The following is a 26,396-nucleotide window of genomic DNA, read 5'->3' on the forward strand; positions in this document are numbered from 1 at the left end:
AAACATAGTGGGGGATTGTATGAAAATTGTAATATCTGGTAGTGTTTCTCAGCAGAAAGACTATGCTTTCTGGATAAAAAAATTTAAACAACATAACTATACAGTGCTGGACTATCCAAAACCATGTGAAGATTTGCAGCAAGAATATCCGGAATTATTTAAACATTTTTTTCAAAGCATTGAAGCAACTGATGTTTTATTTTTGCTGAATAAGAAAAAGAATGGAGTAGAGGGCTATATTGGCGCTGCTGGTTTTTCTGAGTTAGCTTATGCTGTAGCTCAAAAATTGCTCCATAATAAAACAATCCGTATTATTTTATTTCAAAAACCGGCAAAAGATGTCCACTGTTTCAGCGAGATTGAGTTATGGCTGAGTAACCAATGGATTGAACTTTACTCAGAGACTCAGATACTAGTAGATGAGTAGCTGCATACTATAAAATAAAAAAACTATGTGACTATTAGAAAGAAGTGGTGATTGTGAATAGAATCAAACTTATCTTTCCAGAAATGGCGTTTCAGCAGCAATTAGAAGACTTCAGAGCAGCTTTTATCAAGTCCAATGATACAATGAATGGTTCAAATGGTCTTAGGAATGCTGAAACGATTGAAGAATGGATTGAGACATTAGTACAGCTGAAAGAGGGAGCCCACGATACATTAGTGCCCTCAGATACTTTTTTGGCTGTTCGAAAGCAAGATAACCAGCTGATTGGCATGATTGATGTTCGTCATTACCTTAACGACTATTTAAAAAAATATGGTGGTCATATTGGCTACTGCATTTTTCCGGAAGAACGAAAAAAGGGCTATGGAAAAGAAATGCTGGCGTTAATCCTGGACTACTGTAGAACTAAAAGCTATGAAGAGCTGCTGATTATTTGTGAAGAAAGCAATCTCGGATCAATTGCAGTCATTAAAGCAAATGGAGGGAAGCTGAAGGAGAAATATACTGATCCGGATGATGGCTCTGAGAATCTACGTTTTTTTATCTCGCTGAAATGAAAAGTCCAGCAGAAACTAATTCATTATTATCCACGTAACGGTAGATAGACTAAAAAGCTTAAGCTGTGAACTAACTAATAATCATAGCTTAAGCTTTTTTTATTGACAAACAGTCTATTTTTAGTTAGTATACTAACTAAAAATAGAGAGAGGAACAGTAAAGATGAATACTGGCTATTTATTAATGAACGTCTCTAAGCAGCTTCGCTATGAATTGAATTTGTCGCTTGCTTCTATTGGTATCACTGTCCAACAGTGGGCAGTCATTCAGCAAGTTGGTCAGCTTTCCTCCAACAATAATTCAGCTACTGCGGTTAAATTAACTAAAAATCTGGATATGGATAAGCCGACAATTTCAGGAATTATTAACCGGCTAATCAAAAAAGGTATTATTCTTAGACAAGCCAATCCATCCGACAGTAGATCCTATTTATTGCTATTAACTAAAGATGGACGTGGGTATTTAGAAAAAGGAGAAGAAATAAGCAATCGACTGCTAACTGACTATCTGAGCAAGTTGTCTTTAGTAGAGCAGGATCAGCTAAATAAGATTCTCACAAAGCTTAATAAGGCGGACACTATATCCTCAGAAAAAGGAGTACAATGATGGAACATATATTAGTAGTAGGCGGCACAGGCAACATAGGATTTCCGCTAGTAGAGACATTGTCCATGCATGAAAATATTGCTGTAACAGCAGGTGTTCACAATGTTGAAAAAGCAAAAAAAATGCTAGGGGTCTTTGAAAATATAACGATTTGTCCCTTTGACTTTTTAGATTCAGCTACTTTTCCAAAAGCATTCGAGCAGGTAAGTAAGGTATTTTTTGTCCGCCCGCCTCAACTATCAAAGCCCAAGGAAGACATGCTGCCGTTTCTTCAGTTTGCCAAGCAGCAAAACATCAGCCAAATTGTTTTTGTATCATTAATAGGAGTTGAAAAAAATCCAGTCACACCTCATCATAAAATCGAAAAAATGATTCGTGAACTAGAGCTGCCATTTACTTTTATTCGACCAAGCTTTTTCATGCAGAATTTGAACACGACTCATAGAGAAGATATTCAAAAGCATCACGATTTGTTTATCCCAGCAGGACATGCTAAAACAAGTTTCATTGATACTCGAGATATAGGTGAAATTGCTGCTATTAGTCTAATGGATCATAGCTATATAAATCAGACATTAGATATTACCGGTCCGGAAGCATTGACCTATGATGAGATTTCTCAGAAAATGACTCGCATTCTGGAGATGCCTATCACGTATAGTAAACCCGGGCTTTTAAAGTTTCGACGCACAATGCTCAAACGGGGCATTCCTAAAGATTATGCAAATGTGATGGTGATGCTTTATCTCATTACACAGCTTGGAAATGCTAAAGCTGTAACAACGACAGCAGAGAAAGTCTTGAACAAACCTCCAAGGACAATAGAGAGATACATTCAAGACTACAAGAAATATTTTATTCGATAGGTTATCAACAAATTATCTAGTATTCCATTTTTTGAAGTTTAAGATACAGCTGCAGAAGGATAATCAATGTCAACGCAGTCAATAAAGAGGAGATGTAAGGAAGCTCATTGATTGGTGAATTCCAAATAAAATGCAAAATTATTGGAAAGAAAAAATAGAAGTAGCTAGAACGGCTGCGCAATTGCTTAGAAAGAACGCCGGCCGCTCCCAAAGTAAAAAGTCCGGTATAAGACCAATGGGAACTGATAGAGCCTGTGATTCGATTCACTGCCTCTGGAATAACCTGAGAAAAATCAGCTGCAGCTTTTTCAGTGATGTAGGAAACATCCTCCATAATCTGAAATCCTAGACCAACAGCAATTCCAATGAGCAACGCGCTTTTAATATCTTTCTTGCCTACCAATAACCATAACATAACTGCACAAAGACCTTTTATTCCTTCTTCAATGATTGGAGCAGTCAATGCGTCTAGCCAGGAGCTAAGTGTTTCAGTTGAGCTGAATAGCTGATTTAATCCATTTCCCAAAAACTCATTACCATACGCAGCTGGCTGTCCGGTAACAAAAGCACCTATCAACAGGCAAATCAGAAAATAGAAAACTGACAGATTCCACCTGACTGAAAGAAATAGTGCAGAGACAGTAATCGGGATGACGTAGGATAACAATAAACAAAATGACAAGAATAACACTAAATATTGATTATTTGATATACTTAATTCCGAAATACCTGTAAGCTCATAGTCTACTCCTTGAGCAAACAAAAAAAATAAAAGAAACCAGCTAATCCATGCTGCTTTTTGATATTTTTCCATGATTTATTCCTCCTAGCCAGTCTTGTTATCCCTAGTATAGCACGAGCGATTGCTTTCTATCTAAATGGACAATCTTAAATTGAAAATACATCAAAAGGAAGGAAAATCACTCTTTTTAAGGCATTTCTATGAGTTAAGAAAGGTTCAATATATTGAGCTAGCAGGGCATTGGAAAGCTGATATAAGTGAAAACTAAATTAAAACACTATAAATCAATTGCTGTATAATCAAAACCTGTTTCTTTTACAAATGTTAAAACAGCACAGGTATCTAAAAATATAGTTTTTGTATTCATATTTGGATGAAAGCTCATTCTTTTTTCAGAAAGAATAGCCTGATCAAAGAAGACTTGAATGTTTTTTTGTTTATTATTGAGTAAACCAAATATGGAAACCGAGCCGGGAGACAGCTGCATTTGCTCCATTAAGCTTTCTGAAGAAGCCATTTTAATACGAGTTTCTCCAACCATTTCTTTGAATTTATTCATATCTACACGCTTTGAATCATCCATAATCAGTAAATAATACGCGGTTTTTTTCTTATTTGTTAAAAACATGGATTTTGTTCGAACACCTGGAATCCCAACAATGTAGCTATCTGCTTCCTCTGTTGTAAAAACAGGCGGGTGTTCAACAATTTCAAAGGCAATATTCATATCCTTTAATACTGATGCAACTTTTCGATATTGATCCATAAGCTGGCGCCTCCTAATATAATCGATAATTAATTATATCAGAAATAGGCTTTCCGCCAACAACTGTTTCAAATAACAAAAAAAGCTATTTCTATACTTGATTATAAATCAAAATAGAGTGCTCCACTTAATATCTTTTCGCGAGTTTTTTTGTCGTCTATTGCAATAAGATTGTCGTTATTTGTCATTCTTTTTCAAATGTGTTTTCTTTATACTTTAGTCAATCAAGTTGGATTGGAGAGAAGAAGAATGAAAAGAAAAGTAGTATTGATTACTGGAGCCAGTAGTGGGATTGGCTATAAAACAGCTGAATTATTAGCTCAAAAAGGCTACAAAGTATATGGGGCAGCTAGAAGGATAGAAAAGATAGAGCCTTTACGTTCTTTAGGGGTGGAAGCAGTTTTTTTAGATATCACAAATGAAGAGTCAATGACTAATGCAATTTTCCAGATTATAAGTAAGGAAAACAGAATTGATATCTTAATCAATAATGCTGGATATGGTTCCTATGGTGCAATTGAAGATGTTTCTATTCAAGAAGCTAAAAATCAGTTTGAAGTAAATCTATTTGGTTTAGCTCGGCTTACTCAACTAGTGCTGCCGCACATGAGAAAACAGCACTTTGGCAGAATTATCAATGTTTCTTCAATGGGCGGTCGATTGACCACATACTTTGGTGCATGGTATCACGCTACAAAATATGCTCTTGAAGCTTTTAGTGATGCTTTAAGGCTAGAAGTGAAACCATTTGGTATTGATGTATCGATTATCGAACCTGGGGGAATTAAAACGGACTGGGGGATAATCGCAGCAAACAAGCTGAAGGAGTCTTCCCGAGGAGGAGTCTATGAAGAAGTTGCTTTTAAAGTTGCTGAAGGGATGAAAAAACAGTATTCTTCCAACTTATTTTCTGACCCAATGATTATCGCAAAAACTGTTGGCAAGGCGATAAGTAAGCGCAAGCCCAAAACACGATATCTGATAGGCTTTGGAGCTAAACCTTTGGTTTTTTTCAAAACAATTCTACCTGATCGATTATTTGATATAATTGTTAAAAATGTAAGTTAACGTTTTAAGAAAGGATTCCTGATTATGAAATTGATAATTTCCAAACAATTTCAAGAATTTATCCGCGGACTGGATTTACCTTTGGATGATTTATTGAAGCGTGCAAGTATTCCCAATTTACTTTGGAAAGAGCAGCTAGAGTTGTCTTCAACTGATTATTACAAGCTGCTCCAAGAATTTGATCGAATAGTAACAGATTCCCAGCTTTTGGCTTTTAGCCAAATCGAATCGATTCATACTTTTTTACCTCCTTTTTATGCAGCATTATCTTCTAAAAATGGGAGAGAAGCAATTCAGCGTTTTGCTGCGTATAAAAGACTAGTTGGTCCTGTTAAGGTAGAAATACAGCAATCTGTTCAACAACAAGTAATTCGTTTTTCTTATCTCGAGGAAAACAACGTATTGCCTAGGTTCGCATTACTAAATGAGCAGCTGCTGTTAATTAGCTTATTAAGGACTGGAACAAAAGATCCAACGATTATGCCAACTGAGATAAAAGGACCTTACAGGTATGGCGAATCACTCAATTTTATGACTGGTTCAAATGTTCGATTGAGTAAAAAAAATGAATTGTGTTTTTCTCAAAAAGATTTGGAAAAACCATTTTACACTCAAAATAACACTATGCTTGATTTTTTAGAACCTGAACTTAAGAGAAGGATGGAAGAGCTTTCGACAGTTGATTCCTTTTCAGATTACGTTCAAAAAGAGTTGTTCTCGGCAATACCCAGCGGACAGTTTACCTTGGAAAATATCAGCAATACTTTAGGGCTGAGTCCACGCAGCCTCCAAAGAAAATTAAAGGCTGAGCAAACCACATTCAATACCCAATTGAAAATAGCTCAAGAGCATTTAGCAACTCATTATTTGAAAAAAACTTCTTTGCCAACGATAGATATTGCTTATTTAGTAGGCTACACAGAAATCAGTTCCTTTGCTAGAGCTTTTAAAAATTGGACAGGAAAAACAATTGCTGAAGTAAAGAATAGCTCTGACAGTTAATTTGTGGAATTAGCTGTTTTAGAAGCTTCGAAAATCAATTAGAGAAAAAACTGGTTATCAAGTAGAATTTTGGAAAAGTTGTTAGGGATGATCTTTATAATCGTTGTATTCCACAACTCCTACATGTCAGAATAAAATGCAACACTCAGCATTTCTCTGTTGGGTGTTTTTGTTATTAAATGAGTGTTTCCATTCATTAGCTTTGCAACTCTTTATAAAAAGACATTTAAATAGAATTGATTTGAAAATGCTTTTTTGATACAATCTAATTAAACAACAGTTTAAATAGATTGCAAGGAGAAGTCTCATGAGTATTTCTGAAAGTTTTAAAGCCTTAGCAGTTCCAATTCGTCGTGAAATATTAGACTTATTAAAAGGGGGAAAACTGTCTGCTGGAGATATTGCAAGTCATTTCCATGTAACTCAACCAGCTATTTCATATCATTTGAATATTTTGAAAAAGGCAAATCTTGTTTACGAGAGCAAATATAAGAATTTTGTTTACTATGAGCTAAATACAACGGTTTTTGATAACTTGATAGTTTGGTTACAATCAATAAAAGGAGAAAAACAAAAATGAAAACTCGATTAATAATTTTACGCATAGTTTCTACGACACCGTTAATACTATTAGCCTTTTTACCCATTATGTCCGACTCATTTTTATGGCAGTACGGGAGTGACGGGGGACCTGCTCGCTATGGAAGCCGCTACGAGATTATTCTCTATGTGATTATCCCTGTAATCATTGGCTGGTTTTTCCACTACTGGCTCTCAAAATGTAAACTGTCAGAGAAAAATTCGAAATTCATTTCTGCCTTAGCAACTACAATTATTATTTCTTTTCAAGCATTGTTAACATGGGTGCTTATTAATGGAATAATTGAGAGTAATCTTACAACATACTCTAATAACAAATTGATCATCCAGTTACCCGTGTATTTTATTGGAGTATTACTTATCTTTTACGGAAACCAAATTCCAAGAGCTTCTTTTGGAAGTAACTTTGGTTTCAAAAACATATGGAGTCTTAGTAGCGAAAAGATTTGGATACATTCTCAAAAATGGGTTGGGGTACTTTTTATAATTTGTGGCACAGGTATCATATTTTTAGCTGTTGCTTTCGGGCAATCTAATATTGTTCTAGTGCTGCTATTCCCTATAACTGTGCTCGTTGCAGGAAGTTATGCACTGTCTTACAAGGCATATCGTATGTTTTGCATCAAGTAATTTAAAGTTTTCGAATCACTACAATTCTAATGGTTATACAACTATGAAACGGAGAATTATAAATTCCATTTGGAATACGGTAAAACATGAAAATAACGTTATTCAATGAAAAGCATTTCCAAACAAACAACTCCTACATGTCAGAATAAAATGCAACAAACTCCAATCTTCCGTAAGATGGTTTTGTTATAATAAAAGTAATACAATTTATAAAAGGAGTCGAAATTTTATGCTAAAAGTGGCTTGTTATAAACTAGCTGAAAAACCAGATCATTTGATTGACTTCTCAGTGATTATTGCCAAATCAAACAGCAAATATGTTTTTGTTAAACACAGACAACGTGACTCTTTAGAGATTCCTGGGGGACATAGGGAGAATAATGAATCTATTGAAGAGTGTGCCAGAAGAGAACTATATGAAGAGACTGGAGCAACTAATTACTCGATAAAACCGTTATTTATATACGGTGTGAAAAAGGGGGAACATAGCCTTGAAGACTATGGAATGGTCTTTTTTGCAGAGATTTTTGAAAGAAAAGCTCAATTAGAATACGAGATTGAGAAAATTTTTTTATTCAAGAAAAACCCATTAATTGGACTTATCCATTAATACAACCAATAATTTTTGACCACTTTCTCTCTGTATACAATTCCTAATTAATAAAAAAAAGAAGCTTCAAAATATGAATTTGAGTCAATAATATACACACTTAACATCTGAAGAATTGAAGCTTTCCTAGATGAAGGATTGACTTAAACTGAAATAGCACTTCGATTAGACCGACATCAATCAACAATATCGAGAGGGACTCGGAGAAACAGTGAAGAGAGAAAAGCAAACAGCCTGGCAGCATTGCGCTACCAGGCTTCAAGTGCCAGTAATTTAGCTAGAATAAGAAAAGGAAACTGCGGAACAACTACAAAAGTAATTGTATGTAATACGAAAACTATTTTAAATATAAAAAAAGAAATACTCTCCAGAACAGATTGCTCATGGTGTACGTAGCATCAATGTGTCTACAAATGCACTACATGAACAAGGTTCAAATGAACACCACAATGGACTACTAAGTGAATATTTCCTAAAACCAACAGATTTTAACAAAATATCAAAGGCAAGAATTGATGAATCAGTAAATGAAATCAACAACCGGACAAAAAAACCTTAAACTTGACAAGCACCTTCATTCCACAACTCCTACATGTCAGAATAAAATGCAACACTCAGCATACTCTTGTTGGGTGTTTTTGTTATATTTTATAGAATAATATATACAAGCATGAGATAATTAAAATTGGCAAAGGGAGGGAAACATTCATGATTTCATTTTCAAATTGGTTAGATAAACAAGACGTCTCTGTTCAATACACCTATGACAAATTACTATGTGGGATAATCGATCAGGAGAAACAGTCTCGAATACCTTTAGAAGGATATGGCAAATATTTACTAAGTAAACAAAATGAAAATGGACACTGGGGAACTTATTACTATCAACCAAAATGGACATCGACTCATTACACATTACTTCAGCTAAAGGAAATTGGTCTTCCATTCGATTACCCAGCATGTCAAGAAATGGTGGTAAAAATGTTTAAAGATTGTCAACTTCCTGAAGGTGGATTAAATCTAGCAAAATCCAATATTCCAAGTGATATTTGTGTAGACGGAATGATTCTAAATTACTCTAGCTATTTTCTGCCACAACTAAACAACCTAAAAAAATTAGTTCTTTCAATTTTATCCAAACAAAAAAAAGACGGAGGATTTACTTGGTACGATCAAAGTAATGGTGATCCCCACTCAACTATTTGTGTTTTAGAAGGCTTAATTTCTTTCCGAGAGAACACTGCTTCTTCAGATTTAATTAAAGAAACTGATAATGCGATTGACAAGATTCTCGACTTTTTTTTAAAAAACAGTTTATTTTTATCAGAGAATCAGTATCAAAAGTTTGCTTATCCCTTTAGATACTTTTACAGTATTTTTCGATTTCTTTTAGTCGCTACAAAACTTAAACTCCCAAAAAATAATTCATTAAATATGGCTCTTAAGTGGCTATCAGAAAAGGAACCCACACAATTTATAAAGTTAGAAAAAGAATATAAAGGGCAACATTTTCTCACTTTTTCAGCTATTGGTGAGGTCAATCCATTTTTAAGTGTTTACGGAGAATACATTCGAAATTTCTATATGTAGAAAATGTAGAAGTTCACAATTAGGAGTGAAAAATGTCATACAATCATCTTACAGCCGAAGAACGTGGAAAAATTGAAGCATATTTAGACGAAGGCTTATCACAAGCTGAAATAGCTCGACGTTTAGATCAGCATCGCTCAACAATTTCCCGAGAAATCCGGAGAAACAGTGAAGAGAGAAAAGCAAACAGCCTGGCAGCATTGCGCTACCAGGCTTCAAGTGCCGGTAATTTGGCCGGCATGAGAAAAAGAAACTGCGGAACCACTACTAAAGCAACAGTACATAATACAAAAACCATTTTGAAATACCTGAAGAAAAAATACTCTCCGGAGCAAATCGCTCATGGCGTGCGCAGTATCAATGTGTCTACAAATACCATCTATAACTGGATTTACTCCGGTTTGATCAAGTTTCCAATAAAGAAGCTGCGACTGAAAGGGAAGAGGTATCGGAGAAAATATAGCGGTAGATTACTGAAGAAAACCCCATCACCGCAATTCTACGAGAATCGTCTGGTCACTGACCGGCCTGAAGCAACTATTTTAAGAACTGATTTTGGTCACTGGGAAGCTGATACAGTGCTTTCTAAGCGTGGTGTAGAGACTTGTCTAGCTACATTCGTAGAACGCAAATCACGCCACTATGTGGCAATTAAAATGACTCGAAAAGACAGTACTTGTATGTTGGCTGCTATGGAACGTTTGGTTGAAATGTATCCAACTGGAGTGAAATCAATCACTTGTGATCGTGGAACTGAATTTGTGAACTTCAGTAATGTGAAACACATGGAGAATACCTATGGTATTAAAACGTATTATGCGCATCCATATGCGCCACACGAACGTGGGTCAAATGAATATCACAACGGACTGCTCAGAGAGTATTTTCCAAAGCCTACAGACTTCAACAAGGTATCTCAGATAAAGATCGATCAATCCACAAATGAAATCAATGATCGGCCGAGAAAGCTATTCAAATGGAAGTCAGCGAATCATAAATTCCATTTGGAATACGCTAAAACATGAAGAGGAACAAAATTGTATAATGAAAACTATTAAGAATTTTATTAAGATTTACTTAAGATGTTGCATTTAATCTTGACAAGCACCTTCATTCCACAACTTTGTATAATGTATATTATGTAAACTAGTAAATTAATGAAATACTGACACTATAGGCTTTATGTGTCACCTACGGTGTCAGCAATCAAAGTTAACCGAAGCTTTCTAGATAATCACGTTCATTAAATGCTTCACGTATCCTGTTTTTTTGATCTAGCTTGTCATTTTCAATAAAATCAAGTTTTCCCTGTTCATTTACTCTAAAGCTCTTTATCATTTGTTTGTGCTGTTTAGTCATTCTTTTTCGCCCGTCCTCAGCAATATTAGTTACGAACTGACTACCAAAACAATCCTCTAAAATTGCCATTGATACCGAGACTTGACTTTCAACCCAGCTTCTAGTGCGATAGACTGATTTTTCCAGCGGTTGCATTGTCAAACGTACGCCTTTAACTTCGCCTAAGAAGTTAGACCAAAAATCACACACTTTCCAGCGACTTTTATTTGAATCACTTTTATTTGGAATTAAGAACGCTAAGTATTCCGCCATAATCGATTTAGCTAGCTCACCTATTTCTAAGTTACCAGCAGCAACCATATTCATGACCACTTGCGCCCGTTCTTGTCTTAACTGGATTTCATAACGATTCCAGAAATCAATACTTTTGTCTAAATCAACACCCTGAGAATTTACGAGTTGTGCGAGTTTATCATAAAAACGAAATTCAACGTCACCTTTACCGATATACAAAGTTTGTCCTGAAATTTCAGATTTATGTTGCATATCTCCGTTTTCAATGTATCTCCATGAACGAGTGCCAGCACTGCTTCTGAAATGTTTTTGTCGCATTTTACGATGTAATGTGTTAATATTTAAACAATTCACATAATCGTCAATGGCTACGTCTAAACGTGTTATGTGATGAATTGTGAAAGCTGATTTGATTAGATTAAAGAAATCAATCCAAGTTAGACCTTTCCAATTATTCTCTAAAAACCGACAGCCCTGTCCTTTCACGTCCAAGTGTGTCAGGGCTTTTTTTGTGCCTTGCGGATTGTCATTTCTAATCATAACCGTTATAAAGTTCTCGAATTTATACATATATTCATATTCGTTAGAATCAGCAAGTTTTTTACATTCGAAATCGTCAACAGACAGGTGAAGCATATCGCATAAACCATTCGAAAAAATATTTCCCTTAAAAGTCACAGAAAACCAGTCAACGCAAGCCTCAAGAGGGTTCCTAGATGTAGAGTGTAGGGGGGTGTTACTAGACCCCCCACTTGCGAAAATTTCCTCGTAATTTTTCATTTTGTCCGCCCTTCCTATCTCCGTTTTAGTCGTCAAGCGCAACCGCTTTGACGAGGCAACAGCCCGACAAATTCGGAAGTCCCTTCCCAATTCGCCTGACCGTTGATTATTCATATAAATCGACAGCAATTATTTTCGTTTCTGCTCGTTTGTTTTTTCCTCGGTGAAAAAGGTCAACAGTCAAAACTAACTTTGCATTTTTCTTCAGTTCGGGCAGTTCGATTTTATGATTAAGAATGAAGCTCAATTTCATACTTGTTTTAGGTAGCCTAACGTGCAATATGCGGCCTTGTCTACCTTCCGAGTATCCACGTTCATTTCTCAACGCCTCATAGCTGTAAAGCCGTTCAAAATACACGAAATCATAAGGCGTAATCATGAATCTATCAACAACAAAACTTCATTATCGTCAATGAGTTTGCGTACTTTCACAGCTTCCTCAAAACGTTCCTCAATCGGCTGTTCCTGATGCCGAGATAAGTTGTCAATCACCGCATAGGAATCATACAACTCTCTCATATCGTCCGTTTGAATATAGTTATATTTTGACTTGACAGGTAGCTTCGAATCTTTATTCGCATTCGCTATATAATACTCATATTCGACAGGGTCATACCATTTCTGAAAGACCCAGCGCCCCAGCAATGTACGACATTGAACGACCTCAAAAGTCTGTTCCCTGATAGGCTTAGCAACTCTAGTGAATACCTGACTTGTCGCCAATATTTTAATTGCCTGTTTTCTCTGCTGGGTAATTGTTCGCAGTATCGTTACTGGAAATGTACGCACTGTATTGTCAAAATCATTTTGAATCTCGTCCCAGCCAATCACAAGACCGTTATACCCCTGTTCCCTGACCAGCTTCGGCAAGTCAACTAAATCGTCCAGCGTGCTTAAACTCATATCTTCGTATCGATAACCGAAGTTCGTCGCTATGAATATGTCTTTATATTGCGCTCTATAACGTTCGAGCTGCTCGACCATACTAGACGTTTTCCCGCTACCTTGACAGCCTGAGTACAAACGTAAGCCGTATTCCTGAAACGGTTTAATGCCTGCACGCATTAACTTGATTCGTTTAGCAGAATCGACAGCTTTATATTTTATGAATTGAAATATTTTCAAGGTCAATTTCTCCTTTCCTAAATTTTCTTATTCGTTAAAAATTCATTGTGAGTAAAGGATTCGCGAGCGAATCTCTTTACTTCACAAATGGAATTTTTCGAACGACAGCAAAGAAAATATTTTTGATTAACGTGAAGTTGTCTCTTAGAATATATAAGCCCAATATCGATAAAATTAATGAAACACTGACCGCATTATCTAAGAAAGCGAACAGGTCACGAAGCGGGTTCAACATGCCCATATCTATGCCAAAATCAAACGTAGGAATTAAAGAGATAACAATATCAACTAAACCAAAAATCAGCTTAAAAACTAATTCTAAAAGCATTATTCAACCACCGCGTTTCTTTCATGTATCCAGCGATACATGTCAATTAAAAACCATAATAATATCCCACCGTTGGCGAATGGCTTCACAACTGCAAGGAATTTATTCAAGTGGCTCATTGGCAATTTAACTGTCCCTATCGCAATCGTGTTACCAGCAAGCTGACTAGAGCCGAAATCGACGTCTAAGTCTTCAAATGACTTTTGAGAGCCTGAGAAAAGATTTTTAATACTTGAAACTGAATCAAAAATGAAACTGAATTTCAGTTGAATCTTATCAGAAACACCCGTCCACTCATGGTCAAGGAAATCAAGATTTTCGGGAACTATTAGAGCTATGATTTTATCTAATAAATTGTTTAGAAAATCAAGAATATCCTTAAGCGAAGAGCCTAATGTCCCTATCAATTCTTTAAGAAAATCCCAAATGTTTGAACCAGCTTCGTTTACGATATTTCCAAAGCTCAATTTTGATAACAATGCTTCTAGTCTGTCAAAATCAAATGTTTTATTCATGAGCTTTACGAGATACTGAAGAATTAGATCCAGACGACCTTTTAGCAAATCGACCAGCTTAGTTAGTGTTTCAGCGTAATCGATTAAAACATTTATTCCCCGCATAGTTGAAATTAACGCTTGAAAAATATCCAACAACATATCTAAACTTTCGCCGAATCCTTCAACAATTGAGTACCTAATGCCGTACAACAACGTATCAAGAAATTCTGAAAAAATTCCAGTTCCCTTTCCGTCCTCAGCAGAAAAGTAATCATTTATAATAGCTCTTATGTCATTGACTGTGTAAATCCTCAGCGACTTCAACAAATCTTTTAAGCCTTCAAACTGTCCTTTAAGGAGTTTCATAAATACCCCGTCCTCCTCAAAATACATTTTGAACTTGTCAATAGAATCCTTAACAGCGAGCAAAGCAGCAATAATACCAACGTCAGACCAACTTGTTCCACCGTTTGTCTTAATCGCGTCTATTTGACTTTGAAGGTCGCTATCTTTAGCGGATGAGATAACACCCAACGCATTAATATTGTTCTGCAAATTCGTTACAGAGCTGTGAATAAAAGAATCAATATTATCCATTCGTTGACTATTCGCACTAATGTTCTTTTGTAAATTCGTTACGGAGCTATGCATATAACTATCCATATTTTCGATTCTTTCACTGTTTGCGCTAATATTTTTCTGCAAGTTCGTTACAGAGCTATGCATGAAACTGTCCATATTATCCATTCGCTCGGAGGTCTTCGTATTTAAGGCATTAATATTATTCTGCAAACTCGTTACAGAGCTATGCATAAATTTATCCATATTATCCATACGTTCCGAGGTCTTCGTATTCAATGCATTAATGTTATTCTGTAAACTAGTTACAGAGCTATGCATGAATGTATCCATGTTTCCAATCCGTGTACTATTTGCGTTAATATTGTTCTGCAAGTTCTTAACCGCTGTTTGCCAGCCAGCGTCTATATTATCCATTCGACTAGTTACTTTCGTATTCAACGCATTAATATTATTCTGTAAACTCGTTACGGAGCTGTGTAAATAACTATCAATATTATTCATTCGGCTAGTCGCTTTTGAATTCACGTTATTAATATTTGTCTGTAAATTTTTTACTGCATTATTCCAGCCAGCGTCTATATTATTCATTCGACTAGTCGTCGAGTTTTTCACGTCGTCTATTCTCGCATTTGTCGCAAAGATACTATTTTTTGTCGCCCTCAACAGCAAATCAAAATTAATACTTTCAGCGTTTGGCATGTGCCAAGCATAGATGTTCCAACCGTCAAACGCGCCGTTGATATACGCAACGTTCGCAGGTCCTCCACGTGTCGTCGAAAAGAACGCATTCGTCCACGTTGCTCGTGCCAAGGCTACTCTAGAACGAATTGAAGGGGATTCCAAAGACGAGCCGTCCTCACTCGTTGCGAGCTCGTCAGCACCTTGAAAAAGCGCAGAATCGGCTAACCAAGGCGGACTTATCGGGACGACTTCGGGAGCATATTCTTGATTTTCTTCATATTCGGCAACGGGTTCTTGCCCTTGAATACCCAAATCAGGAGTATCCAGCATATTTTCAGGGAGACCGCTATCAGCGTTATATAAATCACTACCCACATCATTTCCAGACCGTAAATCGTCAGCAGAGACAGTAACGGCAGAAATGAAAACGCAATGACAGACAGTAACAAGAATAAAAAAACTATACCTATCCACTTACCTATTTTTTTTAGATCAATCATGTTTTTTTCTCCTTTCATAAAATAGAAAAGGGCTAGGCTTTCGCCTAGCCTCAAATGAGTACATTAACCTTTAATCGCAGATTTACCGAAGCGCTTAGCGATTTTAGGAGCCGCAAAAAGGGCTGCAATAACCAAACCAGCAGTAATGATAACAATTGCATTATCCGTAAAGATTGAAGAAGCAAAGTCAACAACCCATTGTACAGGCTCAGACAAATCAACTTTCGGAGCAGTTGGCATAGTAATAGCACCAATTAAACCAAACATACGCTTAACCTCCTTTTAATATAAAATTATTGAAATTACTTTACTGGCAATATAAGAACCGAGCTTATAAAGGGCATAACCTGAAACAGCAACTAGCCCAATTACCAGTAAAGAAGATAGCAACCAATCTTGATTGACATTTGTTTGTGCTTGTTCTTCCTGATACGCTATTAAGGTCTCGAGATTTTCATTGAGTTTATTCAATGATTCGTCAGAAGCTGAACTGTCCGCACTTTCTATTTTGCTTAGAGCTTCTAACACAGAAGCACGAAACGACTGTTCTTGTTCTTTCTCCGTTACCTTCTCCGTATTAGATATTTCAGACTGTTTAGAATCCTCAGTAGCTTGTGTAGTACGTTCAGAACTTTCACGTTGAAGCTCCTTTTCGTATAATTCTTTGAGTGCCTTCAAATCGTTTTCGAGTGCCTGGAGGTCTTCTTTTTTCAGTTCGCTCATAACTAAGCACTCATAGCACTAAGGCAAGTAAACGACATATTATAACCACGTTTTTCGCACTTAAGTTCGACCGTGCAAGGGTCTTCTACTTTCACAGTAGCAACAAATGAGTCGTCACAGAAAAATTCTAAAATCTGATAAGAAACTGGGTCAGCAAATCTTGCGATTTTATACGGATTCCCTGTTTTACTTGTTTTTTCCTCGACGCCTCGATAAATTAATTTTGATGTATTTTTAAACATAAGCATTCCCCTTTCTTAATTGATATATATATTAAACACTTAAAAGTGTGTAATAGACTGTCAAAAAACTCCCAGAAAACTTTTATGAGAAAGGAACAATATAAAAGCCGATACAATGCTCTTTATTCTGATGAAGCGATACAAGTTTTTTTCTAAATTCAATACATTTTTCAAATGAAAGCCCCTCAATACCAGTCCAGCAATTATCACGCATGCAGAAAACAACATTATACTTTTTCATTTTGTCATATCCTTTCTTGTTAAAAAGTAACGAGTTTGCGTTAACAAGTAAATTATAACACTATTGCGTTATATGTCAACGCTATAAAGCTAACTTTTTTAATCAATATTTGATATAGTTTAATAAGTTAATGAACACGAAAGGAGCGGTTTCCGTGTCAAATACAGAAAAAACAAATGAACATGAATTAATCAAAGATAGAATATATTACTATTTAGAAAAGAAAGACATAACGATAAATCGCTTAGCACAGCTTTCAAATATCAGACAATCTACTTTAAGCTCTATTATAAATAGACAAGGTGTGCCAAGGGTTGACACAATACACCAAATTTGCCGAGGACTAAATATAACAGTTAAAGAGTTTTTTGACTTTCCGCCTTACAATAAAATAGATTTAGATACGAATAGCGAAGAAGAACTAATGAACTATCTAGAAACCGTCAGTGAGGAATTGCGCACTATACAAGAACGTATCAAACAAAAAAAATAAGAGTAGGGTCTTCCCTGCTCTTATTTCAAATGTGCAATGTATATTATGTAAACTAGATAAAATATAATTAACGAATAATTCAAAACACAACCTCTCACTCTCTCCAAATTTTTAATTCAATCAAAATAAGCAGCACATATAAAGAAAGCTTCTTGTATGTGCTGCTCTACTTATGAATAAAAAACGATATTTTGTTTAAAGGTTGCTAATCAAGAAAAGAAAAATTTAAATCAATAATCATTCTTTCTAATAGCGTCTCTATTTCCACATGAATTTTATTTGTATATGTCTCTAACTCATCAAATGGATTATAGTTAAACCTATGGTTTTCTAAATAGAGCCATATTTCATCTTAATTCTTTTTGAGAACTAACTTTTTTGACAGTTTAATGTTGAACGGGTTTATTCAATGTTTGACATAAGCATCAAAAGATAACTTCTTTTTGTAAATTTTTGATATATCAGATATCTTTAACTCTCTTAGGTTATTTATACTAATTTTCTCATTTATATCTCCCAAAATATTATATGGTTTTACTTTTTCTATGTCATCATTTTTTGCTAGTAATTCAAAAAGCTTATCTCCAAAATCATTTTGAATGTTAACCACTTCTAAATTAGTACGAGCACCGTTCCGCACTTTATCATGTAAACTATTCAATTCTTCTTCCAACCCTTGATTCTTAAACGTTAATAAGTCAACCAATTTATTATTAATCTGAGGTTGAAAGCTAGATTCTTTGGCAATCAAGGTATTCCTAACAATACGTTTATTATGTTGCTCTTTGCCTAATTTATAGTGAAAATAATTCAAACAAGGATCATCTAATACTTGTGGAAGATTGTTTTTATCGAATTCTTGTCTTTCATCTACTATAAATACTAAATCACAGTAAAAATAATTTCCAACATAGGTTCCTTTTATGTTCTTGGGTCTTGGTTCAGGAATCACATAAAAAATAATGTCATTTGTATTTGCTTTCATCAAATGACTTTCTTTACAATTTGTAGCCCTGAATCGTTTGCTCCAAATATAAGGACACCAATTGCTTTTTTCATCTAGTTTATCTGAAACAATTGTTTTTTCATCAAAAACGTAAGCCTCTCTTTGACTTGCTTTATGAAAAAAAATCCAATAATTCATCATATTTCCTCCATATATTTATCAATATTATCCTTTTGAGAAATTCCAAATTTAAATTTTTTAGACCAAACCTTTACTTTTATAATAGTTGTACTTCATAACTCCTTGTTCCACTGTTATGATTGGCGATAAATCGACTGTAATCGTATCAAAATTAATCAATTTTGCTAAAAATGCTTTATGACTCCCTCCTGAAGTTATGTAATATTTATCTGAGTTTATATCATAACTAGCAATAGGAGTTTCTGTAGCTGGGTTTTTAAGTAGTTTAACGAAACTTTCGGAATCGTTTATATATAGATTAACTAACTTATCGAGTTTCTCTTCCACTTTCAGTGTCGGAGTAGTCTTTCCATCAAGGAAATCCAGAAAAATATCCCCCCAATTATTGTAGCCTTTAAACCTATTGATCCCCACTATTCTCTTTACAGGTATTTCCTTTCTCTCTACATCAAAAACATCAGTTGTATATTTTCTGACCTCCATAACTTCAACAGGTATTGTCATTAATTCATCCACTGAAAGCGAATTGAAATCCCCAAGCATTTGTTTCAAACGAATAACACGCTGTTCATTTTCTATAATTAGAGCTTCCCATGCTTTAAAAGAGGTTTGTTTCTGTTTTCCGTCTAAAAAAGGAGCTCTCTTTAGTTTAATATCATTTTCCAGATTTCTTTTAAACCTTTTTTTATTCAGTAGCCTAACAATATAATTGCGATATTCATAACTAATAATATCGTCGATTACCTTACTTTTATCCCCCAAAAATAGTCATCCTGGTATTTCCAAGCTTTCAATTTTCCCCCTCATTTCTTATAATGTTAATCTTCTTACCTAATACTTTGATTTCTGAACATGCAATCAATTTCTTTGAAACTCATTCCTCCACAGGTTCATTGTGCATTTCTAATCTAATTCATCAGCAGCTTCTTCCAACACTATCTGAGTTTCACTTAAACGGTTCCAGCTACTAATCGTTTTTGAGAACTAAATACCGGCTTTCTATAAATTATCAGCCAAGTCAGTTTTATTATATAAAACATCTTCTCGAAGAATGCGACACATTTTTTCTGGTTCTTCAAAACAGGGGCTATGTGCCGAATTTTCAAAAGTATAAAATCCAACAACTGGAGCTTTAATGTTCTTTACAAACTGCTTCGACAGACTGTAAGAAACTTGATAATCAAACTGACCATGTAGCACATAAATTGGAACTTCTAATCTAGGTACTTCCTTTTCAAGATTCTTTTGTAGTATTATATCCCACAGGCAGTTCAATGCGAAAGAATTTCCCTTCATGAAACGAACTTTGTCCATTAATTTATAGCCTTTAAAACGAATAAGTATCCCTCCGATAGACATCACAGATCTACATTGTCGCATCAGTCCTATACCTAGTTTCATCATTGCAGCATTTCTAACAGATAAATAAGCAATCTCCACTTTAGCCCCTTGATTGATTGGTACTTTCTCAAGCTTCTTTATCATTTTTTTATCACCTCTAGTACGGAATTCATTTAACATATACTTATAGGCCAACCTTTCTGACTCTATTTGTTGATTCATTTGGCCTATCCCAATGTATGCCTGAAAAAGTTCAGGACTTTTTTGAACAGTTAATATTCCAAGTAAGGTTCCCCAAGAATGTCCCATAATGAAGATTTTCTCTTTAGAAAATCTTTCACGCAAGTAGCTGACCACAAAAAGTGTATCAGCTATCATTTGATTAATCGTCATTGTCTCTCTACTAACATTCTTTCGGTACGAAATACCACTACCTCGCTGTTCCCACCAACAGACCGTAAACAAATCTTCTAAGCCGGTAGGATATTCTTGAGTAAACATTATTTCAGGGGAACCAGGGCCACCATGTAAAAACAGTAATACTGGATTTCCAATATTTTTACTCTGTATAAACATCCCTTGTTTATTCCCATTTACTTCTATGAATATTTTTTCATTCAATTGTTTCACTCTTTTTGTCCTCATTTCTAACTTTTTTTTGACTCTCTTACCTGAATCATCAATTTCTATCGTTTTTGAGAATCCCAATTATTTTCTAAAGCCACTTTTATTGCTTCATTTTCTTACCTAAAATTTTAGATATATTGTTTGAGTGTTTCATAATCAACAGGCTCATTTGTAAAGTCAACATCCAAATGTTCTACATGTTCTTTTCCAGCCAGCGAGAGTAGCGGAACAAATCCATAGTCAGTTGAATTTGAAGACAGCTTTACTTCAACATCGCCAAGTTGAGAAACAAAAGGTGTATATTCTTCTTCTAATATCTATATCCCGCCGTTACGCTTTTACTTTAGCGTTGTTTTGGGCGGGGGGTTCTGGTACAATGTTAATAATTTATTGGTTCGACTATTGCCGATAAGGTGAAGCGATTACATAGGATTATTTCGGAGGATAAAACATGAATTCAACAGTTACTTTCTATATTACTCGACATGGGGAAACATTACTTAACTATTTACATAAAGCACAAGGTTGGGCAGATTCCCCATTAACTGAAAGAGGAATCCAAACAGCCTCACAACTAGGACTGCAACTGAAAAATGTCCAATTTTCGGCTGCATTTTCCAGTGATACATCCAGAGCTTTACAGACTGGAAAAAACATATTAACTGCACAGGGGCAAAATGAACTGCAAGTTATTACTGATGAAAGGCTCCGTGAGTGGTGTTTGGGCTGCTGGGAAGCAGAAAATAATGATAAATTTATTTCCAGTATGATGAATGAATTACAGATACAAAATGATTTTGCAGAACTTAATTTCCGTCTGCCGGAAGTTCATGAGATTATTTATAAATCCGACACAACAGGTATGGTTGAACCGTTTCATATGATTACGGATAGATTGGAAAGTTTTCTCAAAGATACAGCTGATAATTTTATTCACTTGAATAATCCAAACGTCCTGATTGTTACTCACGCTTTTACTATTAAAACATTGTTGTATTTGTTTTCAAAAGAAATGTTGCGAAAAAGACCTAAAATCAAAAATGTCGATATTATTACTATTAAGTGGGATGGCAAAAATTTTTCTATCCTTACATAATAAGCATGATACACCTACTGCTAAGGAACACTATATACAAAAAATCTTTTCTAAATACTCATCTGGATATTTATTTATATACTCGCAGTGTCCATAACCATTAAAAAACTGGATATCTACATTTCCAGTTTTTTAATGGTACGGTTACTAAATCATGCGTTTTTTTACTTCCAAATAGAAAAGGTAATTTCCTACTTCCCTCTAACAATCGTTTTGTGAAAGACGGACTTTGCTTAAATTCGAAAAATCCAAATGATACCATCACAAGTCTTTAGCTTTCATCAAGTCAATTCTCTTTTGATTTTCTTTTTTAGAATTCAGATATCCTTTATACCACACACCAATAAATGCTATCGGAGCAACTAATACTGCTAACGAAAAATTAGTTGAATCAGCAAGATACATCCAACCAGATACTACTAGGAAAAGAATAGGTAAAAAAGAACCCACTATCTTTTTCTGATGTAAACCTAGTTGATATTGAACGGCAATCAATAAAAAAATAATAACAAAAACAACTAAAGTTCTCACACATTTTCCTCCTTGCTTTGCTTCTCATATTTTTCAATAATTATTTTTGCGATATTAAGGTCAATCTTTTCATCTACAGCTAATTCCTTAATAAAAGATCTGAATGGTTGCTCATCTCTCTTATCATTGATTTGAATTTTTTGGATCAGCCTATCTAACCTTAAACGAACGGTAGGGTATGATACATCATAGAATTTTGCTACCTCTTTGATATTGCCCGATTTTAAAATAAAGTTTTTCACAAATTCTGCATCTTCACTTTCTAAAGACGAGAACCAATTAGGTACATCTTCAATATTTATAATAATCACCTCAACAATGTATTTAATAATATTAATTATATCTTTAATATTATTAAAGTCAACAATAAAAAAGCCTTCTTAATTAGAGACAACCTTCCTACTTTTATTTAAAAAATAGACAACACCTCCGATTATTGTCATTTACCGTAGAAGCTATACTAAAATCAGATTCTTCATCAATACCAATGATAATGTATGCATCTCTGTCCTCTAGATTATTTGCCATGCACATAATATCATGTAGTAATGCCCCTTTATCATCATGCCATTTTTTTGAAATCCCAGTATGGCCCCTCTACTTTGGAATCTATTAAGTTCAAGATCTCGTGTTCAAACTTTTTAATAGTTTCCCCCTCCTCTTTTTAGTAACAACGATTTAGCTGGTTTACCTACTTTCTATTTTCAAAATCATGGCACTAAATCAGCTAATTACTGTCTATAATTCAAATAACTTCATTTTGATTGGTTCCAACTACTGATCCTTTTTGAGAACTAATTTTTCTAAAATTCTAGGTGTAAAGTTTTCATCTTGAACAATTGTATTTGCTGCCAAGCCAGAAACTAATGCTGAAACCAGGATTACCATTGCTGCCTTCATCATAATCAAAAACTTCACTATAATGTCAGTCTTTTTCTGATTGTAAGCTACCTGATAACTTATTTATTCTAAGAATATATTCTTTCTCACTAACTAGCATAGCAAAGAAATCTTCTAACCTTCCTGCTTTCTCAATCTCAGTAAAAAAAGATTCATGGTCAGTACTATATACAACAGGGTTTTTCATATCTTTATCAGCACAACATACAAAATAAAAATTTGGAAAGCTGTCTGTCTCACCAATTATTATAAATTCAAGAAATTCTTCATTAATAACCTTTCTTATCACGTTCTTGTCAAGATCACCAAATTCTCTATGGTCCTCTGTTCCATGTTTAAATGGCGTAAATAATTTTGTCTGATATTGTATACGAGGATATGGAATATCTGAATATGAAATATTTTTTCCTTCCTTTAATTTCTTATAAATGTCATCCTGTAAATAATATTCAAAATCACCAAAAAGATAAGATTCAGAAAAAACAATGTTCTCCAAATTGCTTATCATAGACTTATTATCAAAGTGACATTTTCCGCCTAATTCAATAACTCTTGCTTCAATATTCTCTTGTACATTTTTTATCAATTTTACTCTTCCTCTCAAATTTTCGTAAATACTAATATATGATATGAAGTTGTTTGTTGCTGTTCTGCTGTTTTTGGGTTTTAAACTTAACAGATATTTTGATCACAAAAGCCTCTCTTCCGTTTGAACTATTTGAATAGATCCTTTTTGAGAACTACCATCTCGTACTCAACGTAGCGTATATAGCCCATGCAATCACTACTACTAACCCAATGATAACCGGGCTGAAAATTAACATAACCATACCTATAATCATTTTACCAATTGGCAAATCTTCTTTCTTCTTATTATCTTTCACTCTTTACCTCTTTCAATCCTTTATACATTGATCCATTAGTATTTGACCTTAAGCAGCTACATAAACCTTTATCAGTTTGCATCCGTATATCTGCATTCCTAACTCCGACCAATTTTCCTTTATTAATCTCAGTTTTGAATACTCTTCTTGCTTAATATCCTTTTCACCACTAGTTCTTTCCACTCTATTATAACAATTGATAACAGAATTGAAACTAACAAAATGATTATCAATCCTAGTGTTAATATTATTAGACTATAGGCAAGTACTACACCGATTGTTACTTCCCATATGTTTAATCCCATAATCATACCTCCCTTCTGCTTTTTTATTTGTTAACTCAATTGCTTCAGAATCATTCATTTGGAAATCTTCTTTCTAATCCTTTTTGATAGTTCATTCAAATTCACGTTCACTGATTTCTGTACATCTACCTGCTCTTACGGCTGCCTTCCCGCCGACTGATTCCGTTATCCAACAAATCTATGGCAACAACAAATCTTTCCACATCCAAGCATCATATTCATCTACAAATGGTTCATATAGATATCCCTCTGGAATGTCATCTTTATACCTTCTAAAAAATTCTGTGTAAACATCAAAAACTCCTTTTCCATTTTTTTCATATTTCACCATAATCTCTTCTAGAGTTACCGCTGTTCGCATCTTTTCTGGAAGGAATGCTTCATACATAATAGAGATTCGCTTATATTTCTCTCTTTCAAGATCCAATTTCACATATTCTATTGAAAATTTAGCTATCATGGAGACTAATATTAAAAATATCATAAGTCCAATCCACTTTTTTTGTGTTTAATAAAAGCATTTTTCATGTTTAATCTACTCACTAATTTCATCTTCTTTCCTTTTTCCTCTTCACATTCATTCGTTATCTTTTTTGAGAACTGCACCAATAAGCTCCATTTTATTTTGTTCCGATATTTTTTCTAGCCCAGCGAGAAAGCCCCAATCAGCAACTGGTCGCTTACTTCCCCTCATGTTAAATAGAACCCGAGATCCAACCTTAAGTTCCGGATAGTAATAACTATCATTTGATAATACACCTCGATACATACCCTCTAAGACATCACTATCATGTTTCTCTTTAGTATCTTTTGTTACCAATACCCAGCAACCTTCTCCATTCCCATTAAAATAGTCTTCTTTGGAAAACGGAAAATTTACTTTTATATATTCTGTGTACTCTGTATTATCCACTAAAGTTCCTTCTTTCTGATCCTTTTTGAGAGGATACTTTACAGACATCAGTTGTTTACTTTCACTTTCAGAAATACTAAGTGTTCTTGTTATAGCATTACCATACTCATTTCCAATCCATCCGTACCAACCACTCTCCCCATCTTCTTTTTCCACTGGAATACAAAACATGCTCGACGAATATCCTATATCTAAAACTAAATAAAGAGCTGTCATTGTTTCAAATAGATAGTACAAATTCCCAAAAATAGGAATAGAATCAATAAAATCATGTCTTAAATTTTGATATGCGTTGTTCCAACCATAATTCATTTTTAAATTTCCATTCACAGCCACGTTAATATTACATTTTTCTTCATTTTTTCTAAATGGTATAAAAATCCTGTTGTCAAACTGATACAAATTCCAGTGAATATATATTGCTTTATCTTTTAGTTTCAATTTGGAAATCACTTTGGGATTATCGTAGTGTGTTGGTTTTTCCCCAGTTTTTTTCTCATAAAAATACTTTAAAGCAGATTCTAGCAAACCAGCAGCCCTTACAACTAAATCAGCAATTCTAGGAGAATAGACTTTCTTCTGTTTCTCACTTAGTGTAATTGAATAGGCTAATTCCCTTATTTCATTTTCTAAAGATATGTAAATTTGCTTGTACTCTTCCATGCGGTCCTCCTACTAATCATTTTTGAAATTACTATAAAAAGACTTCTAGTTCTGACTGTAAAAGTTTGTTCTCTTCCTCTAGTTCCTCAATTTCACTTTTAAAAAGAAGTTGATTGACTTTGTTCAGCCTTTTTTATTCTGTTCTTGTTACGTCTTATTCTTAAATAAATGTTATCATTTTTCGCTAAAAATAATTGTCTAATCTGTCTGCCTTCTATCCACTTTTTTATCATTTAAGGTCTCTCCACTTTCTATCCTTTTTGAGACACCTCATCCACTGATCTATCTACATGCTTTAAACCTCTGTTGTTAATTCAATATGGTTTCCTTCGCTGTCAACAAACTCCACTACCCAGTTATTTCCTATTTTAGTTAAAGGAAAACACAAGTCTAAATCTTTAATTTTGTTTTCTAATGTTTGAAGGTTCTCCACTTCAATACTTGGTAAACAATTACTGCCAAAGATATGCTTCTCATTCATTTTCTTATATGCAAATAAGCCTAATCGAAATCCATCTATCTCAAATACACTATAAATATCAGCACAAACAAGTACCTTTTTCTCGAAAAATTTTTCATAAAAATCACAAGAATCCATTCAGTTCTGCTATATGTTTTTCTCTATTAATATCAGCTCAAAAATGAGCTGTTACAAGTGTATTATAATCTACCTGCGTAATTGTATGCAGCGGCTCATTGAGCTGTCAGCTCTGGAGTA

General features: G+C 34.5%; 34 protein-coding genes. 13 read left to right on the plus strand and 21 right to left on the minus strand.

Annotated elements, in window-relative coordinates; all coding sequences use genetic code 11:
* Nucleotides 1-19: 19 nt before the first annotated feature.
* From ACPWSO_RS16740 to ACPWSO_RS16755, 4 genes are all read left to right on the plus strand, one after another.
* A complete protein-coding gene (locus ACPWSO_RS16740; protein ID WP_426084735.1) occupies nt 20-427 on the plus strand; it encodes a hypothetical protein in 408 nt (135 codons plus the stop codon).
* Nucleotides 428-480: 53 nt separating this feature from the next.
* On the plus strand, nt 481-1,005 hold the full coding sequence (locus ACPWSO_RS16745) for a GNAT family N-acetyltransferase (protein WP_426084736.1): 525 nt from the start codon (nt 481-483) through the stop codon (nt 1,003-1,005).
* Between the two features lie 163 nt (nt 1,006-1,168).
* Nucleotides 1,169-1,612, plus strand: a complete 444-nt coding sequence (locus ACPWSO_RS16750; RefSeq protein ID WP_426084737.1) for a MarR family winged helix-turn-helix transcriptional regulator — start codon at nt 1,169-1,171, stop codon at nt 1,610-1,612.
* Nucleotides 1,612-2,478, plus strand: coding sequence for an SDR family oxidoreductase (locus ACPWSO_RS16755; RefSeq protein ID WP_426084738.1), 867 nt, complete (start codon nt 1,612-1,614; stop codon nt 2,476-2,478). Before ACPWSO_RS16750 ends, ACPWSO_RS16755 begins: the two co-directional genes overlap by 1 nt.
* Before the next feature lie 16 nt (nt 2,479-2,494).
* On the opposite strand, the gene ACPWSO_RS16760 is transcribed toward ACPWSO_RS16755, so the two are convergent.
* Nucleotides 2,495-3,292, minus strand: a complete 798-nt coding sequence (locus ACPWSO_RS16760) for a PrsW family glutamic-type intramembrane protease (RefSeq protein WP_426084739.1) — start codon at nt 3,290-3,292, stop codon at nt 2,495-2,497.
* 205 nt (nt 3,293-3,497) lie between these two features.
* On the minus strand, nt 3,498-3,986 hold the full coding sequence (locus ACPWSO_RS16765; RefSeq protein ID WP_426084740.1) for a prolyl-tRNA synthetase associated domain-containing protein: 489 nt from the start codon (nt 3,984-3,986) through the stop codon (nt 3,498-3,500).
* A 249-nt stretch (nt 3,987-4,235) separates the two neighbouring features.
* Here ACPWSO_RS16765 and ACPWSO_RS16770 point away from each other — a divergent pair, with 249 nt between their 5' ends.
* From ACPWSO_RS16770 to ACPWSO_RS16800, 7 genes are all read left to right on the plus strand, one after another.
* Entirely contained in the window at nt 4,236-5,054 is an 819-nt protein-coding gene (locus ACPWSO_RS16770; RefSeq protein ID WP_426084741.1) for an oxidoreductase, read from the plus strand.
* Nucleotides 5,055-5,078: 24 nt separating this feature from the next.
* The gene (locus ACPWSO_RS16775; RefSeq protein ID WP_426084742.1) at nt 5,079-6,056 is read left to right on the plus strand and encodes a helix-turn-helix transcriptional regulator; all 978 of its coding nucleotides are present in this window, start codon (nt 5,079-5,081) and stop codon (nt 6,054-6,056) included.
* Between the two features lie 307 nt (nt 6,057-6,363).
* Nucleotides 6,364-6,636, plus strand: a complete 273-nt coding sequence (locus tag ACPWSO_RS16780) for an autorepressor SdpR family transcription factor (RefSeq protein WP_426084743.1) — start codon at nt 6,364-6,366, stop codon at nt 6,634-6,636.
* On the plus strand, nt 6,633-7,286 hold the full coding sequence (locus ACPWSO_RS16785) for a hypothetical protein (RefSeq protein WP_426084744.1): 654 nt from the start codon (nt 6,633-6,635) through the stop codon (nt 7,284-7,286). Before ACPWSO_RS16780 ends, ACPWSO_RS16785 begins: the two co-directional genes overlap by 4 nt.
* Before the next feature lie 229 nt (nt 7,287-7,515).
* Entirely contained in the window at nt 7,516-7,896 is a 381-nt protein-coding gene (locus ACPWSO_RS16790) for an NUDIX domain-containing protein (protein WP_426084745.1), read from the plus strand.
* 708 nt (nt 7,897-8,604) lie between these two features.
* Nucleotides 8,605-9,486: a hypothetical protein gene (locus tag ACPWSO_RS16795; RefSeq protein WP_426084746.1), complete on the plus strand. Its 882-nt coding sequence runs from the start codon at nt 8,605-8,607 to the stop codon at nt 9,484-9,486.
* Between the two features lie 32 nt (nt 9,487-9,518).
* A complete protein-coding gene (locus ACPWSO_RS16800) occupies nt 9,519-10,511 on the plus strand; it encodes an IS30 family transposase (protein ID WP_426084747.1) in 993 nt (330 codons plus the stop codon).
* 187 nt (nt 10,512-10,698) lie between these two features.
* Here ACPWSO_RS16800 and ACPWSO_RS16805 read toward each other — a convergent pair whose 3' ends face one another.
* The 8 genes from ACPWSO_RS16805 to ACPWSO_RS16840 form a co-directional block, all read right to left on the minus strand.
* The gene (locus ACPWSO_RS16805) at nt 10,699-11,859 is read right to left on the minus strand and encodes a replication initiation factor domain-containing protein (RefSeq protein WP_426081509.1); all 1,161 of its coding nucleotides are present in this window, start codon (nt 11,857-11,859) and stop codon (nt 10,699-10,701) included.
* Between the two features lie 106 nt (nt 11,860-11,965).
* Nucleotides 11,966-12,238 (minus strand): hypothetical protein, encoded by a 273-nt coding sequence (locus ACPWSO_RS16810; RefSeq protein ID WP_426081507.1) that lies wholly within the window; start codon nt 12,236-12,238, stop codon nt 11,966-11,968.
* Nucleotides 12,235-12,984 (minus strand): ATPase, encoded by a 750-nt coding sequence (locus ACPWSO_RS16815; protein WP_426081506.1) that lies wholly within the window; start codon nt 12,982-12,984, stop codon nt 12,235-12,237. Before ACPWSO_RS16815 ends, ACPWSO_RS16810 begins: the two co-directional genes overlap by 4 nt.
* 76 nt (nt 12,985-13,060) lie before the next feature.
* The gene (locus ACPWSO_RS16820) at nt 13,061-13,312 is read right to left on the minus strand and encodes a hypothetical protein (RefSeq protein ID WP_426081505.1); all 252 of its coding nucleotides are present in this window, start codon (nt 13,310-13,312) and stop codon (nt 13,061-13,063) included.
* The gene (locus ACPWSO_RS16825) at nt 13,312-15,546 is read right to left on the minus strand and encodes a hypothetical protein (protein WP_426081504.1); all 2,235 of its coding nucleotides are present in this window, start codon (nt 15,544-15,546) and stop codon (nt 13,312-13,314) included. The genes ACPWSO_RS16820 and ACPWSO_RS16825 overlap by 1 nt, the downstream gene beginning before the upstream one ends.
* Nucleotides 15,547-15,635: 89 nt before the next feature.
* Nucleotides 15,636-15,839, minus strand: coding sequence for a hypothetical protein (locus tag ACPWSO_RS16830; RefSeq protein WP_426081503.1), 204 nt, complete (start codon nt 15,837-15,839; stop codon nt 15,636-15,638).
* A 15-nt stretch (nt 15,840-15,854) separates the two neighbouring features.
* The gene (locus tag ACPWSO_RS16835) at nt 15,855-16,295 is read right to left on the minus strand and encodes a hypothetical protein (RefSeq protein ID WP_426081502.1); all 441 of its coding nucleotides are present in this window, start codon (nt 16,293-16,295) and stop codon (nt 15,855-15,857) included.
* Between the two features lie 2 nt (nt 16,296-16,297).
* Complete coding sequence (locus tag ACPWSO_RS16840) at nt 16,298-16,537, minus strand: hypothetical protein (RefSeq protein ID WP_426081501.1); 240 nt, start codon at nt 16,535-16,537, stop codon at nt 16,298-16,300.
* 395 nt (nt 16,538-16,932) lie between these two features.
* On the opposite strand from ACPWSO_RS16840, the gene ACPWSO_RS16845 reads away from it, so the two are divergent.
* Entirely contained in the window at nt 16,933-17,271 is a 339-nt protein-coding gene (locus ACPWSO_RS16845; RefSeq protein ID WP_426081500.1) for a helix-turn-helix domain-containing protein, read from the plus strand.
* A 406-nt stretch (nt 17,272-17,677) separates the two neighbouring features.
* Here ACPWSO_RS16845 and ACPWSO_RS16850 read toward each other — a convergent pair whose 3' ends face one another.
* The 3 genes from ACPWSO_RS16850 to ACPWSO_RS16860 all read right to left on the minus strand — a co-directional run bounded on the left by ACPWSO_RS16850 (nt 17,678) and on the right by ACPWSO_RS16860 (nt 20,389).
* Nucleotides 17,678-18,415, minus strand: a complete 738-nt coding sequence (locus tag ACPWSO_RS16850; protein WP_426081499.1) for a hypothetical protein — start codon at nt 18,413-18,415, stop codon at nt 17,678-17,680.
* A gap of 60 nt (nt 18,416-18,475) precedes the next feature.
* A complete protein-coding gene (locus tag ACPWSO_RS16855) occupies nt 18,476-19,180 on the minus strand; it encodes a hypothetical protein (protein WP_426081497.1) in 705 nt (234 codons plus the stop codon).
* A gap of 237 nt (nt 19,181-19,417) precedes the next feature.
* The gene (locus ACPWSO_RS16860) at nt 19,418-20,389 is read right to left on the minus strand and encodes an alpha/beta fold hydrolase (RefSeq protein WP_426081496.1); all 972 of its coding nucleotides are present in this window, start codon (nt 20,387-20,389) and stop codon (nt 19,418-19,420) included.
* Nucleotides 20,390-20,837: 448 nt separating this feature from the next.
* On the opposite strand from ACPWSO_RS16860, the gene ACPWSO_RS16865 reads away from it, so the two are divergent.
* Nucleotides 20,838-21,482, plus strand: a complete 645-nt coding sequence (locus tag ACPWSO_RS16865; RefSeq protein ID WP_426081495.1) for a histidine phosphatase family protein — start codon at nt 20,838-20,840, stop codon at nt 21,480-21,482.
* 261 nt (nt 21,483-21,743) lie between these two features.
* Here the strand turns inward: ACPWSO_RS16865 and ACPWSO_RS16870 are convergent, their stop codons facing one another.
* From ACPWSO_RS16870 to ACPWSO_RS16905, 8 genes are all read right to left on the minus strand, one after another.
* Nucleotides 21,744-22,013: a hypothetical protein gene (locus ACPWSO_RS16870; protein ID WP_426081493.1), complete on the minus strand. Its 270-nt coding sequence runs from the start codon at nt 22,011-22,013 to the stop codon at nt 21,744-21,746.
* Entirely contained in the window at nt 22,010-22,324 is a 315-nt protein-coding gene (locus tag ACPWSO_RS16875) for a DUF2089 family protein (protein ID WP_426081492.1), read from the minus strand. The genes ACPWSO_RS16870 and ACPWSO_RS16875 overlap by 4 nt, the downstream gene beginning before the upstream one ends.
* Nucleotides 22,325-22,787: 463 nt before the next feature.
* Nucleotides 22,788-22,916: a hypothetical protein gene (locus ACPWSO_RS16880; RefSeq protein WP_426081491.1), complete on the minus strand. Its 129-nt coding sequence runs from the start codon at nt 22,914-22,916 to the stop codon at nt 22,788-22,790.
* A gap of 22 nt (nt 22,917-22,938) precedes the next feature.
* Nucleotides 22,939-23,499: a hypothetical protein gene (locus ACPWSO_RS16885; protein WP_426081490.1), complete on the minus strand. Its 561-nt coding sequence runs from the start codon at nt 23,497-23,499 to the stop codon at nt 22,939-22,941.
* Nucleotides 23,500-24,280: 781 nt separating this feature from the next.
* Complete coding sequence (locus ACPWSO_RS16890) at nt 24,281-24,586, minus strand: hypothetical protein (protein WP_426081489.1); 306 nt, start codon at nt 24,584-24,586, stop codon at nt 24,281-24,283.
* Nucleotides 24,587-24,679: 93 nt separating this feature from the next.
* Complete coding sequence (locus ACPWSO_RS16895; protein WP_426081487.1) at nt 24,680-25,678, minus strand: hypothetical protein; 999 nt, start codon at nt 25,676-25,678, stop codon at nt 24,680-24,682.
* Between the two features lie 98 nt (nt 25,679-25,776).
* Nucleotides 25,777-25,911, minus strand: coding sequence for a hypothetical protein (locus tag ACPWSO_RS16900; protein ID WP_426081485.1), 135 nt, complete (start codon nt 25,909-25,911; stop codon nt 25,777-25,779).
* Nucleotides 25,912-25,973: 62 nt separating this feature from the next.
* A complete protein-coding gene (locus ACPWSO_RS16905) occupies nt 25,974-26,276 on the minus strand; it encodes a VOC family protein (protein ID WP_426081484.1) in 303 nt (100 codons plus the stop codon).
* Between the last annotated feature and the right edge of the window lie 120 nt (nt 26,277-26,396).

The sequence above is a fragment of the Enterococcus sp. LJL51 genome (assembly GCF_049894025.1).
GTDB lineage: Bacteria > Bacillota > Bacilli > Lactobacillales > Enterococcaceae > Enterococcus_L.

Bases quoted from the DNA above. Each gene is read 5' to 3' on its own strand.
- ACPWSO_RS16740 (WP_426084735.1), top strand. From the start codon at position 20: ATGAAAATTGTAATATCTGGTAGTGTTTCTCAGCAGAAAGACTATGCT.
- ACPWSO_RS16750 (WP_426084737.1), top strand. From the start codon at position 1,169: ATGAATACTGGCTATTTATTAATGAACGTCTCTAAGCAGCTTCGCTAT.
- ACPWSO_RS16755 (WP_426084738.1), top strand. From the start codon at position 1,612: ATGGAACATATATTAGTAGTAGGCGGCACAGGCAACATAGGATTTCCG.
- ACPWSO_RS16760 (WP_426084739.1), bottom strand. From the start codon at position 3,292: ATGGAAAAATATCAAAAAGCAGCATGGATTAGCTGGTTTCTTTTATTT.
- ACPWSO_RS16765 (WP_426084740.1), bottom strand. From the start codon at position 3,986: ATGGATCAATATCGAAAAGTTGCATCAGTATTAAAGGATATGAATATT.
- ACPWSO_RS16770 (WP_426084741.1), top strand. From the start codon at position 4,236: ATGAAAAGAAAAGTAGTATTGATTACTGGAGCCAGTAGTGGGATTGGC.
- ACPWSO_RS16775 (WP_426084742.1), top strand. From the start codon at position 5,079: ATGAAATTGATAATTTCCAAACAATTTCAAGAATTTATCCGCGGACTG.
- ACPWSO_RS16780 (WP_426084743.1), top strand. From the start codon at position 6,364: ATGAGTATTTCTGAAAGTTTTAAAGCCTTAGCAGTTCCAATTCGTCGT.
- ACPWSO_RS16785 (WP_426084744.1), top strand. From the start codon at position 6,633: ATGAAAACTCGATTAATAATTTTACGCATAGTTTCTACGACACCGTTA.
- ACPWSO_RS16790 (WP_426084745.1), top strand. From the start codon at position 7,516: ATGCTAAAAGTGGCTTGTTATAAACTAGCTGAAAAACCAGATCATTTG.
- ACPWSO_RS16795 (WP_426084746.1), top strand. From the start codon at position 8,605: ATGATTTCATTTTCAAATTGGTTAGATAAACAAGACGTCTCTGTTCAA.
- ACPWSO_RS16800 (WP_426084747.1), top strand. From the start codon at position 9,519: ATGTCATACAATCATCTTACAGCCGAAGAACGTGGAAAAATTGAAGCA.
- ACPWSO_RS16805 (WP_426081509.1), bottom strand. From the start codon at position 11,859: ATGAAAAATTACGAGGAAATTTTCGCAAGTGGGGGGTCTAGTAACACC.
- ACPWSO_RS16810 (WP_426081507.1), bottom strand. From the start codon at position 12,238: ATGATTACGCCTTATGATTTCGTGTATTTTGAACGGCTTTACAGCTAT.
- ACPWSO_RS16820 (WP_426081505.1), bottom strand. From the start codon at position 13,312: ATGCTTTTAGAATTAGTTTTTAAGCTGATTTTTGGTTTAGTTGATATT.
- ACPWSO_RS16830 (WP_426081503.1), bottom strand. From the start codon at position 15,839: ATGTTTGGTTTAATTGGTGCTATTACTATGCCAACTGCTCCGAAAGTT.
- ACPWSO_RS16835 (WP_426081502.1), bottom strand. From the start codon at position 16,295: ATGAGCGAACTGAAAAAAGAAGACCTCCAGGCACTCGAAAACGATTTG.
- ACPWSO_RS16840 (WP_426081501.1), bottom strand. From the start codon at position 16,537: ATGTTTAAAAATACATCAAAATTAATTTATCGAGGCGTCGAGGAAAAA.
- ACPWSO_RS16850 (WP_426081499.1), bottom strand. From the start codon at position 18,415: ATGAATTATTGGATTTTTTTTCATAAAGCAAGTCAAAGAGAGGCTTAC.
- ACPWSO_RS16865 (WP_426081495.1), top strand. From the start codon at position 20,838: ATGAATTCAACAGTTACTTTCTATATTACTCGACATGGGGAAACATTA.
- ACPWSO_RS16880 (WP_426081491.1), bottom strand. From the start codon at position 22,916: ATGATGAAGGCAGCAATGGTAATCCTGGTTTCAGCATTAGTTTCTGGC.
- ACPWSO_RS16890 (WP_426081489.1), bottom strand. From the start codon at position 24,586: ATGATATTTTTAATATTAGTCTCCATGATAGCTAAATTTTCAATAGAA.
- ACPWSO_RS16895 (WP_426081487.1), bottom strand. From the start codon at position 25,678: ATGGAAGAGTACAAGCAAATTTACATATCTTTAGAAAATGAAATAAGG.
- ACPWSO_RS16900 (WP_426081485.1), bottom strand. From the start codon at position 25,911: ATGATAAAAAAGTGGATAGAAGGCAGACAGATTAGACAATTATTTTTA.
- ACPWSO_RS16905 (WP_426081484.1), bottom strand. From the start codon at position 26,276: ATGGATTCTTGTGATTTTTATGAAAAATTTTTCGAGAAAAAGGTACTT.